A 16,836-nucleotide genomic window follows, 5' to 3' on the forward strand; every position below is an offset into this window, starting at 1 on the left:
TCCCGTCGCGACCCGCGTTCAGCGCCGCGGCTGGTACAGCACGGCGGACCAGCCGTCCGGCCCGGTCACCCGGACCCGCACCTCGTGCGGCCCCTCGACCGACTCGCCCACGGTGAACCCGCCCTCGCGCAGCGGCACCAGGGCCGCGCCGAGGTCGGCGACCTTGACCATGACCGACGCCGACTCACCCTCGCGGTCGGTGCCGGCCAGCGCCAGCCGGCCGCCGTTCACGTCGAACTGCGCCCAGCGCTCACCGTCGACGAAGGTCGGTTCCGCACCGAGTACCGCGGTCATGAACCGCACCGCCGCGGCCATGTCGGCGACGGGGAAAGCGGCGGACAGGCCCTGAGCGGACATGGGTTACCTCCTGCGGCGAGACCGGGCACGGTATCTGATGGTCTATCAGGCGCAGCGGACACCCATCGAGTCGGGGCGCCTCGAACACGCCGGCGGTGCGCCGTAGGGGTTAGCCTCGCAAACGTGGAGCCCACCGACACCGCAGATCCGCCACCGAAGCCCCCCGAGCACTGGGAGGCCGACGTCGTGCTGCGCGACGGCGCCACCGCCCACGTGCGACCTGTCGGGCCGGACGACGCCGGCCGGCTGGTCGACTTCTACGCGCGCGTGTCGGCCGAGTCGAAGTATCTGCGCTTCTTCACGCCCTACCCCCGACTGTCCGACCGCGACGTCCGACACTTCACCACGCACGACTGGGTGGACCGGGTGGGCCTGGGCCTGTTCGTCGGCGACGAGATGGTCGCGATCGTGCGCTACGACCGGATCGGCCCGGACGGGCGCGCGGTGCGCACCGGCCCGCAGGGCCGCTCCTCCACCGCCGAGGTGGCGTTCTTGGTTCAGGACGACCAACAGGGCCGCGGCGTCGCGTCGGTGCTGCTCGAACACATCGCCGCGGTCGCCCGTGAGCGCGGCATCCGACGCTTCGTGGCCGACGTACTGCCCTCGAACCGCCGGATGGTCATGGTGTTCACCGAGGCCGGCTACACCCAACAGTCCGCCTTCGAGGACGGCGTGGTCCGGCTCACCCTGGAACTCGCGCCCACCGAGACCTCGCTCGGCGTCATGCTCGGGCGCGAACATCGGGCCGAGTCGCGCTCGATCGCCCGCCTGCTCACCCCGCGCTCGGTCGCGGTGATCGGCGCGAGCCGGCACGAGGGCACGGTCGGCCACACACTCCTGACCAACCTGCGGGCGGGCGAGTTCACCGGCGACCTGTACGCGGTCAACCCGAAGGCGGGCAGCGAGCCGATCGACGGCGTACCGACCCATGCCTCGGTCCTGGACATCCCGGGGGAAGTGGACCTGGCGCTGGTGGCGGTGCCCGCGGATGCGGTGCGCCAGGTGGTCGAACAGTGCGGACGCAAGGGCGTACACGGTCTGGTCGTGGTGTCCTCCGGCTTCGCCGAGACCGGTCCCGAGGGCCGCGAACGGCAGCGGCGCCTGGTCCGCGCCGCACGCCGGCGCGGGATGCGGGTGATCGGACCGAACTGCCTGGGCGTGCTCAACACGGACCCCGATCTGCTGGTCAACGCGAGTCTGTCGCCCCGGATGCCGCGCCGCGGCCGGGTGGGCATGTTCGCCCAGTCGGGCGCGCTGGGCATCGCCATCCTGGAGTCCACCGTGAGCCGGGGCATCGGGCTCTCCACGTTCGTGTCGGCGGGCAACCGCGCCGACGTCTCCGGCAACGACCTGTTGCAGTACTGGGAGGACGACCCGGCCACCGACGTGGTGCTGCTGCACCTGGAATCGATCGGCAATCCGCGCAAATTCACCCGGCTCGCCCGACGGGTCTCCCGAGCCAAGCCGGTGGTCGCGGTCAAGTCCGGGCGGCACACCCAGGGCGTCCCGCTCGGGCACGTCACCCGCACGCTGACCCTGCCCGACTCGGCGGTCGACGCACTCTTCCGGCAGGCGGGCGTGATCCGCGTGCCCACCGTCGCCGAACTCTTCGACGTGGGCCAACTGCTCGCCTACCAGCCGCTGCCCGCCGGCGACCGGATCGCGATCATCGGCAACTCGGACTCGCTGGGCCTGCTCACCCAGGACGCGTGCGCCAGTGCCGGCCTGAAACCGCGGCGCCCGGTCGACCTGACCACCTCCGCGACCGCCGACGACTTCCGCGACGCGCTCGCCGAAGCACTGGCCTCCACCGAGACGGACGCGGTGATCACCGTGTTCATCCCGCCGCTGACCACCTCCGGCGATGCGGTGGCGAGCGCGATCGCCGAGATGGCCGGACACGCGGCACAGATCGGCAAGCCGCTGCTGACCACCTACCTCGCGCACGAGGGGTTGCCCACGCAACTGCGCCGACTGGACGCGGACGGCGTGCCCGCGCTCGGCTCGGTGCCCTCCTACCCGGCCCCGGAGAACGCGGTCCGCGCGCTCGCCGAAGTGGTGCGCTACGCCGCGTGGCGCCGGCGGCCCACGGGCTCGGTGCCCGATCATCCCGAGGTGCGTACCGATCAGGCCCGCGCGCTGGTCCGGGCCCGACTCGGTGCGGCGGACGCGGTGGGCCTGTCTCCGGCGGACGCCGCCGACCTGCTGGACTGCTACGGCATCAGGCTGCTGCCCGCAGTGCGGGTGGACAGCGAGGACGCGGCGATCCGCGCGGCGACCGAACTGGGCTATCCGGTCGCACTCAAGACGATCGCCGAACACCTGCGACACCGGGTGGACGTGGACGGGGTGCGCCTGGACATCGGTGCGGAGGCCGGGCTGCGCCGGGTGTTCCGGGAGATGACCACCCGCCTGGGCGGCCCGGACCAGGCCCGACTGGTCGTGCAGCCGATGGCGCCGCACGGGATCGCGACCGTGCTCGGGCTGACCTACGACGAATCGTTCGGCGCGGTGCTCTCGTTCGGCCTGGCCGGCCCCGCCACCGAGCTCTTGGGCGACGTGGCCCACCGGCTGGTGCCGGCCACCGACCAGGATGTGGCGGATCTGGTCCGCGAGGTCGGGGCGGCGCCGATGTTGTTCGGCTACCGCGGGGCACGGCCGGTGGACGTGCCGGCGCTGGAGGACGTCCTGCTGCGGCTGTCCCGACTGGCCGACGACCTGCCGCAGGTGACGTCCGTCGCACTGAATCCGGTGGTGGTGGCGGCCGAGGGCGCGCACGTGCTGGGCGCGCAGATCCGCCTGTCCCGTCCGCCGGCCCGCACCGACCTGGGCCCGCGGTCCCTGTCCCGACCGTAGCCGGCCGTCGCGCCGGCAACACCCCGGGCGCGTGTGCGGTGCAGACATACCGGCCCACCCCGGTGCGCGGGTCGACGCAGACCGGGCACGGGCACACATGCGGAACCGCCGCCGTACTCAGATGCCACCCCGAGCTGTGGCACCTACGTACGGCGGCGATCCCAGGCCGGATCCGCTCCGCGGCATGCCCCTCCGCGCCTACCCTCCACATGGCTGCGCATTTCATGCCGTTCGACGCTGTCCCGACCGAGCCGCCCCGCGCCGGTCGTTTCCCCGAGTGTCCCCGGCGGTGAGGCGGTCACTCGTTCCCCCGCCCGGGGGCACGAGTGATGCGAGAGATCCACCGGTGCCACCGTGTCGACGGCGCGTCCCTGTTGCCCCGGTCGGGCCTCTCGAGAGATCAGTCAACTCCGCCGAGCCGTCCACCGGGAGGGCGCACGGAAGGCGCACGGTGGCGATCCGTAGAGGTCGTACCCACAGTGCGCATCCATCTCACCCGTTCGGTCCTGTCATTACGTCGACAAACCGTCACCGTTTCGCAACGGTACGTGCGCAACCCGACCTTCGCACGGGGCAGATGGCGCACGTGTGCCCTCGGAGGTGCCAGGATGGGGGTATGGCTAAGACCACCACCTCGACCCAGGGGCTGCGCACGGCCATCGAGCGCAGCGGTTACTACCCGAGCCTCGTTGCCGACGCGGTCGATTCCACGATCGGCACCGAGCCGGTCGACGCTTTCCTGGTGCACCAGGAGACCACGTTCGATTCCAATGAGGTCCGCCGCCACATCACCGTTCTGGTGCTCACGCCAGGCCGTTTTCTGGTCAGCCACACCGATGAACACGCGCCGGACGACACCTCGCCCACTCCGTACGCGACGACGTCCACCGAGACGGTGCGGATCGACCGCCTGGAGTCGGTCGTGGTCAGTCGCGTCGTGGGCAACCCCGCCGAGTACGTCCAAGGGGCCCCGCCGCGCGAAGCCGTGCTCACCATCGGGTGGGGTGCGGTCGGCCGGATCGACCTCGAACCGGCCGGTTGCGCCGACCCGAACTGTGAGGTCGACCACGGCTACACCGGTTCGCTGACCGCCGACGATCTCTCGCTGCGGGTCAGTGAAGCCGCCGACGGCCCCGAAGCGGTCGAGCGCACGCTCACGTTCGCCCGCGCGCTGTCCGAGGCAGTGGCCGGCATCAACCAGTGAGTGCTTCCGTCTGGCTCGACGAACAACCCCCGGTCCCGTTGCCTCGCTACGGGACCGGGGCGCTGTCCGACCTGTTGCCCTCCATAGCCGCCTCCCTCGGCATGCCGGGGGAGGTGAACACACTCGGCCTCGCGCCCGCGCGCGCCGCGTGCGTGTTCCTGATCGACGGCCTGGGCTGGGACCTGCTGCGGGCACACCCGGTCGAGGCGCCGTATCTGCACTCGCTCCTGGCCACCTCGTTCGCCGGCAGCGGCCGGCCGCTGACGGCCGGCTTCCCGGCGACCACCGCGACCAGCCTCGCGTCGTTCGGCACCGGGCTCACCCCGGGTGTGCACGGACTGGTCGGCTACTCCGTGGCGGTGCCGGGCGAGAACCGCCTGATGAACCAGCTGCGTTGGGTCGACGACATCCGCCCGCGGGACTGGCAGCCGTACCCGAGCCTGCTGGAGCGGGCCGCCGCTGCCGGGATCACCGTCGCGCAGGTCAACGACGTGATCTTCGAGCACACCCCGCTGACCAGGGCGGTGCTCGGCGGTGGTCGCTACGTCGGCGCCGAGTTCGGCGAACCCAGGGTCAAGGGCGTGCACCGGCAACTCGCCCAACCGGGCCCCGTGCTCGTGTACACCTACGCCAGCGAACTCGACCGCTGCGGCCACGGCATGGGCGTCGACTCGCCCGAGTGGCGCGCCGAACTGCGGCGGATCGACGGTGTCGTGCGGGCGATGGCCGAGGGCCTGCCCGCGGATTCGGTCCTGTACGTGACCGCCGACCACGGCATGGTCGACGTGGCCCCCGAGCAGCGCGTCGACGTGGACACCGACCCCGGTCTGTCCGCGGGCGTCGCCCTCCTGGGCGGCGAGTCCCGGGCCCGTCACGTCTATACGCGTCCGGGCGCGACCAAGGACGTGCACGCGATCTGGGACGACATGCTGGGCGACCAGATGTGGGTGCTCACCCGCGACGAGGCGATCGAATCGGGCTGGTTCGGGCCGACCGTCGAAGACCGGGTGCGTGCGCGCGTCGGCGACATCGTCGCGGCGGCCTTCGGCGACATCGCCGTGGTGGCCTCCCGCCGCGAACCGGGCGAATCGCGACTCACCGGCGTGCATGGGTCGATGACCTCGGCCGAACAACTGGTGCCACTGCTCGAAGTCAGAGCCTAGTGCCGTGGCACCAGCGGTGGTTTGTCGACGGCGGCTCCGAGTAGCGGTATGCCGTGCAGTGGCAGTATTCGTGGGCCCGTTCGGGGTGTGCCGTGACCGCTCGTGTGCCGTGTCCTCCGGCGCCGGGGCCGTTGGAGGGGGATGCGGCCCGGTTCGACGACCTGTTCGGGACGCTCGCGCAGCGGCGGGGGTTCCGGGAGTACCTGGTCGGGTTGTTGGCGCCGCGGGACCGGAACAAGACGCTGACCTTACCGGAAACGTGCATTGGGCGACGGCGCATGCCAACCGGTGAACGATGTCGAAAAGCCGTGTGCGGGAGAACCGCATGCACGGTTTGAAGCAGTGGGGACTGGAAACGGAGCATCAGTCACCGCGCCAGTCCCAGACCCTACCTCAGCGAGTGAACTCAATAAGTTTCTGATCAATATAATCGCCGACGAATTTACTCACGTCTGGGATACCGCACACCCCTCGAGGTTCTGCGGGACTATAAGGCAGTCGGACTCGCGGCATGGAAAACACAAGCCAAAGCGTCCGGAAAACACTGAACCCCTCATTCAGCTTGTCCCCCCAGGCTACGGCCTACCTGCTCGGCCGTTCTAGCCCCCTTGCGGCCTCCCGAGGCTCCACTAGCATCAATGCACCCGGAGCCAAACCCCACGACGGTTGAAGCACGCTCCGCCCCATGATAACACTACGTCAAGTCGCCTCCGCTGAGATGCAAGCCGATTCGAAGCGATCTTGGACGGTAGTGAACCGGAGCGATTTGACGCACAGTCGGCCGGACTTGCGCGGAGATCTGGATCACCGATCAGCCTGCGCCCGGAGAACGTACCGAACGCTGGGGCGCCTCGCGTGGGACATCAGCAACAGTGCACCGGAATCAACAGCCAACGTCCTCTCCTCGGCGCTCTCGATCGAACTCGGCTCACCGATCGGGGGAGGTAAAAATCAACATGGCGCATGTTCGGCCACACTCAAGATTGTGTCAAATCCCTATAAGTGGATTTCCGGCTTCCACTTCCGGAGCCTTGCTTGACGGGCAGAGCGCCATAGCGATGGAAGTCAAGCCGCTCCAGTAGCTTGCCCAACATTCGCCCCTCGTGTAAGTGTCTGAGCAAACGCGGCCAGTGAGGCGGCTGAAGTAGGATCAAGGAACCTGGCTGGTTGACGTTCCGGAGGTATTGAGCTTTTGACGGTGGGGCGTCCTGGGAAGACCCTGGACCCTCATTTCGCGTTGGTCATTGGGAATTCTATGGGGGACCCGATGTCGTCAAACGAGGCACCATGGAGCATGCGGCCCCGTCCAATTGGCCGACCGAAGGTACTCCAGCCACGTGCATCGGCACGCTGGAAAAGCCGGCACAACAAGGGCCTACGGAAATCGACGCCGGTTAGGGCCATCGGGCCTGACAGGCTGGACGGCGTCCGCAAGGCAACCGCGCTGGAACGGCATACAGGGCTGCGTCGGCCGGCCGCCGACGAACCGTGCCCTCGGTCTCAATCCGGCAGGGCGAGGTCTGGCGCTGCGGAAACAGTTCGCGAGAATCAAGCGTTTTACTCACTGGAGGAGCAGATTCTCGCTTCCCGCCTCATGGTATCTGACGGCCTGCCAGGTAGTCCGACCTATCGTTGTTGAACATTGGCGCGATCGGGAAAGGTTTACAGCCCTATGCTCAAGGCGTTCGAGTTGGATCCCGCAACCGAGTCCGTCTATCTCGCAATCATATCCAAACCGGGCAGTGATATCTCCGCCTTGGCCGCGGAACTCGGCTACCCCGAGAACACGGTACGCGCAGCCATCGGCGATCTCGCCGAGGTGAGCCTGCTGCGCCCGTGCTCGGAGACCCCCGGCGAACTGCGCGCGGTGAGCCCCGACATCGCCTTGGAGGCCCTACTTGCCAGCCAGGAGGCAGAACTCGCACGTAGACAGGCAGAAATTGCCAAGAGCCGCGCGGTGATCGCCATGTCCGCAGCGGAGGGCAGCCGCCACCGCAGGGTCGGCGTTGAGATCGAGCAGATAGACGGCATCGACGAGATCCGGGACCGGCTGCAGGTACTCGCCCGCCAGTCCCGCGACGAAGTGCTGGCGCTCATGCCGGGCGGCGGGCAGAGCGAAGCCAACTTGGCCGCCAGCAAGGCCATCGACGAAGAGTTGCTTGAGCGAGGCGTGGGTATCCTCACCCTCTACCTCGACAGCATGCGCAACCACCCGCTGACTGCCGGATACGCCCGCTGGATGACCGAACTCGGCGGTGAGGTACGGACGTTGCCGACGCTCCCAATCAGAATGATCGTGTTCGACCGCGAACTCGCACTCATCCCTACCGACCCCGACAACACTGGCAAAGGAGTACTTCTAACCCGGGACAGAGGCACCGTGACGGCACTGACCGCCCTCTTCGACCATCTGTGGTCTGCCGCCCAGCCCTTCGGAGCCCCGGTCAGGAAGGGCGACGACGGACTAACGGGGCAGGAACGCGATCTGCTCCGGCTACTGGCCGCCGGCTACACCGATCTGATCGTCGCCCGGGAACTGGGGGTATCGCCACGGACCGCACGGCGGATCACTGCGGATCTGATGGAACGGCTGAGCGCACGGAGCCGGTTCCAGGCGGGAGCCCGTGCCGCCGAGCGAGGCTGGCTATCGCCCTCACACTGAGCCGACCGGCCTCGCGCCGCGCCCCGGGCTGCCCCTCCCGGAGTCGTCGCCGTTCGCAGACACCAGGGCATGGGGTCCGGGCATGGGAAACAGCAGGAACCGGGGCGTTCCCCCCGATGTGTCCTACCGCCAGTACAAGGGGGTTCTCCGTACTGGCTCTCCTCCTCGGGCTATCCGTCCGATCGTTGAGCCGGCTATCGGGCAGGCTGGTGACTAGGTGTATTCACCCGTGAGGTTGGTGACGCGGCTGGCGGGTGGGTGGCCCTTGAGCGCGGTGTGTCCGCGGTGGTGATTGTAGGAGTGCAGCCAGGCGGGGTAGGCGTCACGTCGTTCGGTCTCGGATCGGTAGGGCCTGGCATAGGCCCATTCGTCGAGGAGGGTGCGGTTGAACCGCTCGACCTTCCCATTGGTCCGGGGCCGATACGGACGCGTTCGCTTGTGTGAAATGCCCTGATCCGCAAGGGAGTTGCGCCAGTCGTGTGACCTGTAGTAGGAGCCGTTGTCGGTCAGGACGCGCCGCACCGTGACGCCGCACTCGGCGAAGAAGGCGTGCGCACGTGACCGGAATCCGACTGCGGTCTCCTTCTTCTCGTCGGCCAGGATCTCGCTGTAGGCGAGGCGGGAGTGGTCGTCGACGGCGTTGTGGAGGTAGGCGTATCCGACCTTGGCTCGGTTCTTGCGTCCGGCGGCGCGGCCGAGGGTTTTGTGGCCGCCGCCGTCGGGGACGTTGCCGAGCTTCTTGATGTCGACGTGGACCAGGTCGCCCGGTGCCGCGTGCTCGTAGCGACGGACCACCCGGCCGGTCGCCCGGTCCAGGTGAGTGAGGCGGGCGAGGCGGTAGCGGGTGAGGACGCGGTGCACGGTCGCAGGGTTCAGGCCCAACAGGTAGGCGATGCGAGCCGGTCCCCAGCGGCGCAGGACACGGACCTTGATGATCCGGCGCTCGGTGCGGGTCGGGGTCCGGCGCGGGCTGTGGTGCGGCCGCGAGGAGCGGTCGGCCATGCCGGCCTCGCCCGATTCGCGGTAGCGGGCGGCCCATCGGGCGGCGGTGGTGACCGATACCTGGAAGCGTTCCGCGGCTCGCCGCAGGGGCCATCGGTCGTCGACGACGCAGCGGGCCAGGCGCAGGCGTCCGGTCTCGGTCAAGGGTGCATTACGGTGGGGCATGAGGGCCTTTTGATCGTTCGAGTGTTGACGTCGCAATCCACACCGAACCCGAAAGGCCCTCACTCGTTCAAGATCACCCCACCGTGCGATCCGTCACCAACCTCCGTGGGCAATACAACTAGGCCCGGGTACGGGACACAGAACTGCGAAACCAGGCCGGCTGGGACAAGGATGCTGCTCGGGAGGACGTCCGCTGCCTCGCGGTGCAGCATCCTGGCTCACAGGACGGCATGTTGATCTCGATGAGAGTGCCGCCCGGGCTCATGTCATGCCCCACCTCGTCGGTGGGTCGGTAGGTCGGACGCGGTGCGGCAGAGTCCTCACTGCAATAGGACGTGCCGCCTCCTCAGGGTTCCTACCAAGAAGTAGCCCACATCGGACCACGCTTGAATCTCGTTCTCGCGCTTCATGAATCCGTGCCCCTCGTCCCCGTACACGTCGTAGCGCACGTCCAGGCCCCGCGAACGTAGGCCTGCCACAATCTGGTCGCTCTCCGCCCTGGCGACCCGTCTGTCCTGAGCCCCCTGGAGCACGAACAACGGTGCCACGACCCGGTCGATGTGCGTCATCGGCGACTGCGCCGCGAGTAGCTCAGCGTCCGTGTCGGGGTCGCCAAGCCAGCGTGTCATCAGCGGCCGCCACGTGGCCGGCGCGGACCGGGCGAAGGTGATCAGGTCGGACGGCCCCATCACGGATACGCCGGCAGCCCAGTACTGCGGCAGCCGCGACAGGCACGACAGGGCGGCGAAGCCGCCGAAGGATCCCCCGAACACCGCAATCCGCTCGGGGTCCACCCATGTCTCGCCGCGCAGGTAGCGCGCAGCCTGTTCCAGGTCGCCCAGTGCGCCGCCGCCCCAATCCCGATGGATCAGCTTCTGATAGGCCGTCCCGTAGCCGGTGGAGCCGCGGACGTTGGGCGCCAGCACAGCGATCCCGTTGGCGAGCAGATACTGGTACAGGCCCGCGTATCGGTAGATCGGTCGTTCCTGCTCTTCCGGACCGCCGTGCACGGAGAGCACCACGGGGAACGGACCCTCGCCCCTGGGGCGGTACACGTAGGCGGGGATGGCCCGCCCGTCGTGCGTGGGGTAGCGGACCAGCTCGGGCGCAACCAGGTCGGCCCGTGTCCGGGCCGCCGCCGGCCGGTTGTCGGTGAGGAAACGGAATTCCGACGAGCGGAGGTCCGCAGTGCACAACTCGGTGGGCCGGGTCGCGGTGTCCAGCAGGAAGGCGAGGGACCGCCCGTCCGGGGAAATGGCCAGGCAGCTGACCTGCCCAATCGGGACGGCTGGTGTCGGCGACTCGACACCGTCGCGGCAAGCCCGGATTACTGATGATCCGTCAACGTTGACGACCCATGCAACGGATCGCCCGTCTGCGGAAACAACTGCGCATTCGACGTCCCACTCCTCGTCTGAGTGCTGCTCGACAGTGCCGAGTTCGAGGTCGCTCAGAAGCAGCGCCATGTGGTCACGGCCGGCGTCGCTGATCTCGTGGATCCGGGTGGCCCTTCCCAGCCAGCCGCCGGGCCGGTGCTGTTCCTCGCCGGTGTGTGCGGTGAGGCACTCCAGCGGGCCGTCGAACCGATCCGTCCCCAGCCGGTACAGATCGCTGTCCACCGTTGTGTGCTCGCCGAACACCAGCAGGGTGGCGCCGTCAGGCGAGAAGGCAACCGGTTCAAGCACGAGTTGCGGCACAGCCTTGAAGCGCCGGGTGTCGCCGGAGGCGAGGTTGAGCAGGATGAGGTCTTGGTCCAGCGGGTCGCGGTCGTTGGCCGCGTAGGCGATGGTTGATCCATCGGGCGAGAACGGGGCCCGCGCGAGCAGGTGGTCCGCGTCCGGTGCCGCGGTCAGCGCGTGCGGCTCGCCGCCGTCCGCAGGCACTGTGTACACCTGGCGGAGTTCCCCGCCTCGGTGGTCGGCGCTGAACACCAGCGACTTGCCGTCCGGGGCGAATGCGAGCTGCCGGACGGCTCGGTCCGTGAAGCGCGTCAGCTGTCGGGGCCTTCCTCCAGCGATCGGATGCAGCCAGAGGTTGTACTGCCCTGAGAAGTTGCTGGCGCATGCGACAGTCGTGCCGTCCGGTGAGAACACGAGCGACGGCTGATAGCGGCAGACCGGCACGAAGGAATGAAAATCGGTCACTGGGTACCCTCCTGCTCAAACCTTTGGTTCACGGACTGGTCCGCCCAACTGTGCGCTGTGGAAGGCCAGCGTGTCGGCGCAGAGTTCGACCGCCAGGGACAGTGCCCTTGCGCCGTGCCCGACGCCGTGCTCGCGGCGCAGCAGTACAGGGTTGTTGCCGGCGGTGGCGTGCTGCAGTGCGGCGGCGAGCTTGCGAGCGTGCAGCGGATCGACCCGGGTGTCCTCCTCGAACACCGTGAAGAGCACCGCCGGGTACTCCTCGCCTTCGCGGACGTTGTGATAGGGCGAGTACGAGAGCAACCAGTCGAACTGATCGGGGTCGCAGGCCGTCCCGTACTCCATCGCCCAGGTCGCGCCGAGCCCGAAGCGCTCGTATCTGGCCATGTCGAGCAGTGGGGCGGAGCACACCACTGAGCGGTACTTCTCCGGATGCTGGGTGAGTGCGACGCCGACCAGCAGGCCTCCGTTGGAGCCGCCGTGGATGCCGAGTTGGTCAGGCGTGGTCCAGCCGTGTTCAACGAGCCAGTCGGCCGCGGCGTGGAAGTCGTCGTAGACGTTCTGTTTGTGCTCCAGCATTCCCTCGCGGTGCCATTGCTCCCCCTCCTCACCGCCGCCTCGCAGATTGGCAACGGCGTAGATACCTCCGGCCTCGACCCAGGCGAGCATCGGGGCGGCGTAGGAGGGGGTGAGGCAGACGCCAAAGCCGCCGTAGCCGTTGAGGATGGCCGGTCTCGGTGCGATGGGTTCGCTTGCGGTGCCGATCGCGTTGGCGGGAGCGATGACGAACATCCGCACCATCGTGCCGTCCGCCGACCCATAGCTGACCTGACGTGTAGTGACCGCCGGCACCCGGACCAGCCCCGGGGCCGAGGCATGACGCCGGACCTGGCCGGTGCGGCCGTCGTAGACGTACACCCCGCGGGGCGTGGTGAAATCGGTAAAGCTGAACCAGGCTTCGTGGCCGCCCTCCGGCCGGGTACTCAGCGAGTCCACCGAGCCGAGGCCGGGCATCGGGATGGTGTCCAGCGGGACTCCTGTGGCGAGGTCGTGCACCGTGATCTCTCCCACGGCGTGCCTGGTCCACCGGACCAGTAAAAAGGGCCGAGTCATGAGCGCGCCATCGAGGATCGCGTAGTCCTCCAGTACCGCCTCCGGGTCCTGCGGCACGAGGTCCTGCCAGGACTCGTACGAGAGGTCGGCAGTCGTGGCCACGCACAGCCGCCCCCGTGGGGCCTGCCGGTCGGTGCTGAGGTAGACGCGGTCGGCAAAAGCGGTAGAGGGCCGGCCGAAGCGCACGAGGGTCTGGGCATCGACTCCCTCCTGAACGGCCCGGAACCGGGGGCGCTCCAGTGGCTCGGCTGCCTCGTGCGGCCGGAGGTCCGCGATCCACACGTCATTGCACGGCGCGGTGCCGGTGGAGACGCCTACAGTGAGCCAGTGGCCGCCCAGCGAGACTGCCACGTTGTAGTAGTTCCGCTTGTCGAGGCCCTCGCCGAAGACCATGACGTCCTCTGCCGGGTCGGTGCCGATGCGATGGAGCCAGACCCGGCGGTGGTACTGCCGCTCGTCGTCGGGGACGAGGGCCGGGTCGAGCTTGCGGACGTAGTAGAAGGCCCGCTCGCCCGGGAGCCAGGCAACCGTGGAGTAGCGCAGCCGGCCGATCGGGTCGTCCACCGTCTCTCCGGTGTCGACCTTGATCACCCGCAGGGACGCTTCCTCGGTGCCGCCAGTGGACACCTGGTACGCCAGCAGATTCCCCTCCTGCGAGGGCTGGTAGGCATCGAGGGTGGTGCGGCCGGTTGGGTCAAGGGCCATCGGGTCGACGAGTACCCGCTCCGTCCCGTCGGCCTCCGCAGTGAGCAGCACGGCATGCTCCTGCCCTGCCTCGCGGCGAAGGAAGAACTGCCGGCTGCGGCGCCAGCCTGGGGACGAGACCCAGCCGGCCGCCAGTAGATCCTGCGTCAGTTCGCGGAAGCGGCCAAGCTCACCGAGTTGTCCCCGGTGCTCGGCGAACAAGCGGTCCTGGGCCTTGCTCCAGGCCGCCGTCCGGGGGTCTGCCGGGTTCTCCAGCCATCGGTACGGGTCCGCGACCTGGTAGCCGTGGATGGACTCGACCAAGTCAAGCCGCTCGGCCGGCGGATACGTGGGCAGTTGGGGGGGCACCTGCGGCCGCGGCCTGTCCTTTGCGACATGTATCACCCGGCGCGCTGCGGATGGCGCGATCGTCACTCGAATGGCATCCATGTCCGTCCTGCCTGTCATGTCTGGGGCCTGCGTGGGGTCCGATGACGCGGGATCAAACAACCGTTGACGGGTATGGCCAGCGTCGTGCGCGGTAGGGCATCCACCACAGCAGGTCTGCGACGCGGCCCACCAGCCCGTCGGCCTCAAAGTCGGCGACGATGTGCTCGGGGGCTGCGTCCCGTGGCCCGCCGGCCAGGAACAGGTGTATTACAGAGAGCCACGCGGGATCGTCGATGACGGAGCAGCGCAGGGAACCGTAGCGGCGGTCGCGCACCTGGACGAACCCTGGGCCAAGTCGGTAGACGCACTTGCATATATAGAAGGAAGTGGTCCACTGGCTGAGCGCCGCCTCGGCACCGTCGAACCCGCTGAGCGCCGATGGCGGGTACAGGTGGCTCAGCGCGCGCCACCCGTCCACGTCGTCCGCTCCGAGTACGAGACGCCAATCCACCACGGTGCCATAGCTGGTGAGTTCGCGGACCAGGTTCATGATTCGCATCGCCACCACGGCATCCTGACGCCCCGTCAGGTCTACGGGCTCGCGGATCGTGACGCGGCGGGCGCCCTGCGCGTAGGCGTCTGCGGCCTGCTCAGCCGCATCCGCGGCGACTTCGGCCGTGCCTAGTCGCATGCCGGGAAGGTCGAGTACCTCCGGCTCGTGCCCGCGCCACAGGTCCAGGATGAGTGGGGTGGTCTTGAGCGTCATATCTGTTCACCTTCCGCAGGGACTTGGAGAGGTGTTCGCGCCAAGGGGCCGGCTCTCACACGGGGAGCAACTCCTCCGCCTCGGCACCATGGCGCCCAGCGCGGAACACGGCGCGGTCGATGTGTAGGACGTCCTGGTTGCGCGCCTCCACCGCCACCTGGATGTAGTGGCCACTCTCGGTGAAAACCAGTCCCAAGGCGCGCCAGCGTTCCAGTAGGGCGACGATCACGTCCTGATCGACCGAGAGCTTGCGAGCCAATGCCTCGGGGGTGCGCGGTTGGTTGAGCAGTCGGAAGGCAGCCAGCTCCAGTGGATCGGCGAGGGTCAGCACCGTCCAGTCGAACCCGCTTCTGCGGCTTACCAGCACGATCGCGCCGTCGACCTCGCAGAAGGTCAGCTTGCTGTGGGCGTAGGACGCTTTCCACTCCTCGACAGCCGTGTCGAGCACAGCGGCTTCGGCGCTGCCGATCCCCTGGGGCAGTGCGTCGAAGAGGTAGGCCAGGTCGAAGAGCTCGCGCTCCGGGAGGTCGTAGATGAGTGAGTACTGCTTGTCCGGCCGCAGTTCGGCGAAGCCAAGTTCCGGGCGGTCGAAGTAGGGACTGAACCGCTCTATCGCGATGCGGCTTGTCCCGCCTGCCGGATACAGGTGGTGCAGCGCCGGCATCTGCGCGATCTCATCCGGGTAGTCCGCCGCAGTCTCGCCAGGGAAGCCGTAGAGGTAGTTCCATGACACTGTGAGGCCCAGTGTCTCCGCGTCGCGCATCAACCGCACGTTGTGGCAGCCAGTGACGCCCTTGTCCATCAGCTTGAGCACCCGGCTGTTCAGGCTCTCGATGCCCGGCTGTACGTGCAGCAGCCCCGCCTTGGCGAGCACCTCGACCTGCTCGTAGCGCATGTTGGACTTGATCTCGTACTGCACTCGCAGGTCGTAGCCCGACTCGATGATCCTCGGAAGCACCGATTTGACGTATGCCATGTCAAGGATGTTGTCGACCACGAAGATGTCCAGGACCTGGTGACGCTTCACCAGGTCGATCATCTCGTCATAGAAGCGGACCGGGCTCTTGCTGCGGAACTCCATGAACGACCCGTTGAGACCGCAGAATGTGCAGTGGTGTTTCTCCCCCCACCAGCAGCCACGCGCCCCTTCGAGCACCAGCTTGGGCTCCACCCAGTTCTGCGCCACGGACGAGTACAGCCGCTCGAAGTACCCGTCGTAGTCAGGAGATTCGATCTCTGATGGCGGCAGCGGCCGGGTACTCATCGGGTTCGCGACTGGCGTCCCCTCCGTGTCGCGCCAGCACAGACCGGGTACGCCGGCGAAGTCCCGCGCGCCGTCGCGAACCGCCTCGATGAACTGGGGGAATGCCGCCTCGCCCTCGCCTCGGGCGACAAAGTCGACGAAGTCGAAGTTTCGGTGCAGCGCCTCGCCCTGCGCACCGTCGCAGTTCGCCCCGCCGAGGATGGTCACCGTTTTCGGGGACAACAGCTTGACGCGCTTGGCTGCTGCCAGCGATGCGGTGTTCTGCTGGAACGTCGAGGTGAAGCCGACGATGTCCGGAGCGAGTGCGACGACGCGCCGCGCCAGCTCGTCGACGAACTCCGGGACCAGCTCGTGGAGCCGCACGTTGAGTTCTATCTCAGCTGGTTTCATCGACTCCTCGTGGCGCTCACGGAATTCGGAGAGCCGCCACTTCGGGTCGTCGTAGAGTGCCGACGAGAATACCCAGTCACCGCACCCCTGGAAGTAGGTGAACAGGGAGTAGTAGAGGTAGTCCCGCCCGAAGAACTCCATCCGGTCGGTGACCCAGTCGACGAAGTCGAGATTGGCGTGGACAACCTCGACGTCGACCTCGGGAAACACCTTGGCTACTCGGTTCTTAAGGATTCCGAGAGCAAGTGATGGGACGTCTATCGACGCCCATGGCATATTGATCAACACGACGCGCACGGTGTATTCCCTCCAGCTGGCTCATAGAAAGGCCCATGAGTTCGAGCCGCGTTGGAAGCTCCTGGGGCCGCCGCTCAGCGCGACGGCCCCAGGGTGATGCGGATTTCAGCTGACGGAGATGGTGATCGGCGGGTTCTTCTCGTCGTCCTCGCCGCCCAGCGGGTCGTTCTCGATCGTGATCTTCCGTGCCATGGGACTCACACCCTTCGGGATTTCAGCTGACGGAGATGGTGATCGGCGGGTTCTTCTCGTCGTCCTCGCCGCCCAGCGGGTCGTTCTCGACCGTAATCTTCCGTGCCATGGGACTCACACCCTTCGGGATTTCAGCTGACGGAGATGGTGATCGGCGGGTTCTTCTCGTCGTCCTCGCCGCCCAGCGGGT

General features: G+C 67.9%; 10 protein-coding genes. 4 read left to right on the plus strand and 6 right to left on the minus strand.

What is annotated here, in order from left to right; genetic code table 11:
* Window positions 1–18: 18 nt before the first annotated feature.
* A complete protein-coding gene (locus ABZS54_RS17850) occupies window positions 19–357 on the minus strand; it encodes a VOC family protein (protein WP_355536245.1) in 339 nt (112 codons plus the stop codon).
* A 123-nt stretch (window positions 358–480) separates the two neighbouring features.
* On the opposite strand from ABZS54_RS17850, the gene ABZS54_RS17855 reads away from it, so the two are divergent.
* The 4 genes from ABZS54_RS17855 to ABZS54_RS17870 all read left to right on the plus strand — a co-directional run bounded on the left by ABZS54_RS17855 (window position 481) and on the right by ABZS54_RS17870 (window position 8,242).
* Window positions 481–3,213: a GNAT family N-acetyltransferase gene (locus ABZS54_RS17855; protein WP_355536248.1), complete on the plus strand. Its 2,733-nt coding sequence runs from the start codon at window positions 481–483 to the stop codon at window positions 3,211–3,213.
* 616 nt (window positions 3,214–3,829) lie between these two features.
* Window positions 3,830–4,417 carry a DUF5998 family protein gene (locus ABZS54_RS17860; protein ID WP_355536251.1) on the plus strand — a complete coding sequence of 196 codons (588 nt, stop codon included), beginning with the start codon at window positions 3,830–3,832 and terminating at the stop codon, window positions 4,415–4,417.
* Window positions 4,414–5,580, plus strand: a complete 1,167-nt coding sequence (locus tag ABZS54_RS17865; RefSeq protein WP_355536254.1) for a nucleotide pyrophosphatase/phosphodiesterase family protein — start codon at window positions 4,414–4,416, stop codon at window positions 5,578–5,580. Before ABZS54_RS17860 ends, ABZS54_RS17865 begins: the two co-directional genes overlap by 4 nt.
* A 1,672-nt stretch (window positions 5,581–7,252) precedes the next feature.
* Window positions 7,253–8,242: a LuxR C-terminal-related transcriptional regulator gene (locus ABZS54_RS17870; protein WP_355536257.1), complete on the plus strand. Its 990-nt coding sequence runs from the start codon at window positions 7,253–7,255 to the stop codon at window positions 8,240–8,242.
* Window positions 8,243–8,455: 213 nt separating this feature from the next.
* Here the strand turns inward: ABZS54_RS17870 and ABZS54_RS17875 are convergent, their stop codons facing one another.
* The 5 genes from ABZS54_RS17875 to ABZS54_RS17895 all read right to left on the minus strand — a co-directional run bounded on the left by ABZS54_RS17875 (window position 8,456) and on the right by ABZS54_RS17895 (window position 16,454).
* Window positions 8,456–9,409 (minus strand): IS481 family transposase, encoded by a 954-nt coding sequence (locus ABZS54_RS17875; protein WP_355536259.1) that lies wholly within the window; start codon window positions 9,407–9,409, stop codon window positions 8,456–8,458.
* Between the two features lie 320 nt (window positions 9,410–9,729).
* On the minus strand, window positions 9,730–11,553 hold the full coding sequence (locus tag ABZS54_RS17880) for a S9 family peptidase (RefSeq protein ID WP_355536262.1): 1,824 nt from the start codon (window positions 11,551–11,553) through the stop codon (window positions 9,730–9,732).
* A 15-nt stretch (window positions 11,554–11,568) separates the two neighbouring features.
* Complete coding sequence (locus tag ABZS54_RS17885) at window positions 11,569–13,752, minus strand: prolyl oligopeptidase family serine peptidase (protein ID WP_355536265.1); 2,184 nt, start codon at window positions 13,750–13,752, stop codon at window positions 11,569–11,571.
* A gap of 97 nt (window positions 13,753–13,849) precedes the next feature.
* Entirely contained in the window at window positions 13,850–14,503 is a 654-nt protein-coding gene (locus tag ABZS54_RS17890; RefSeq protein WP_355536268.1) for a DUF5825 family protein, read from the minus strand.
* A gap of 55 nt (window positions 14,504–14,558) precedes the next feature.
* Window positions 14,559–16,454, minus strand: coding sequence for a RiPP maturation radical SAM C-methyltransferase (locus tag ABZS54_RS17895; protein ID WP_355536271.1), 1,896 nt, complete (start codon window positions 16,452–16,454; stop codon window positions 14,559–14,561).
* Window positions 16,455–16,836 lie beyond the last annotated feature (382 nt).

Origin of the sequence: Embleya sp. NPDC005575 (genome assembly GCF_040605455.1) — a bacterium.
Lineage (GTDB): Bacteria > Actinomycetota > Actinomycetes > Streptomycetales > Streptomycetaceae > Embleya.

Bases quoted from the DNA above. Each gene is read 5' to 3' on its own strand.
- ABZS54_RS17850 (WP_355536245.1), bottom strand. From the start codon at position 357: ATGTCCGCTCAGGGCCTGTCCGCCGCTTTCCCCGTCGCCGACATGGCC.
- ABZS54_RS17860 (WP_355536251.1), top strand. From the start codon at position 3,830: ATGGCTAAGACCACCACCTCGACCCAGGGGCTGCGCACGGCCATCGAG.
- ABZS54_RS17870 (WP_355536257.1), top strand. From the start codon at position 7,253: ATGCTCAAGGCGTTCGAGTTGGATCCCGCAACCGAGTCCGTCTATCTC.
- ABZS54_RS17875 (WP_355536259.1), bottom strand. From the start codon at position 9,409: ATGCCCCACCGTAATGCACCCTTGACCGAGACCGGACGCCTGCGCCTG.
- ABZS54_RS17890 (WP_355536268.1), bottom strand. From the start codon at position 14,503: ATGACGCTCAAGACCACCCCACTCATCCTGGACCTGTGGCGCGGGCAC.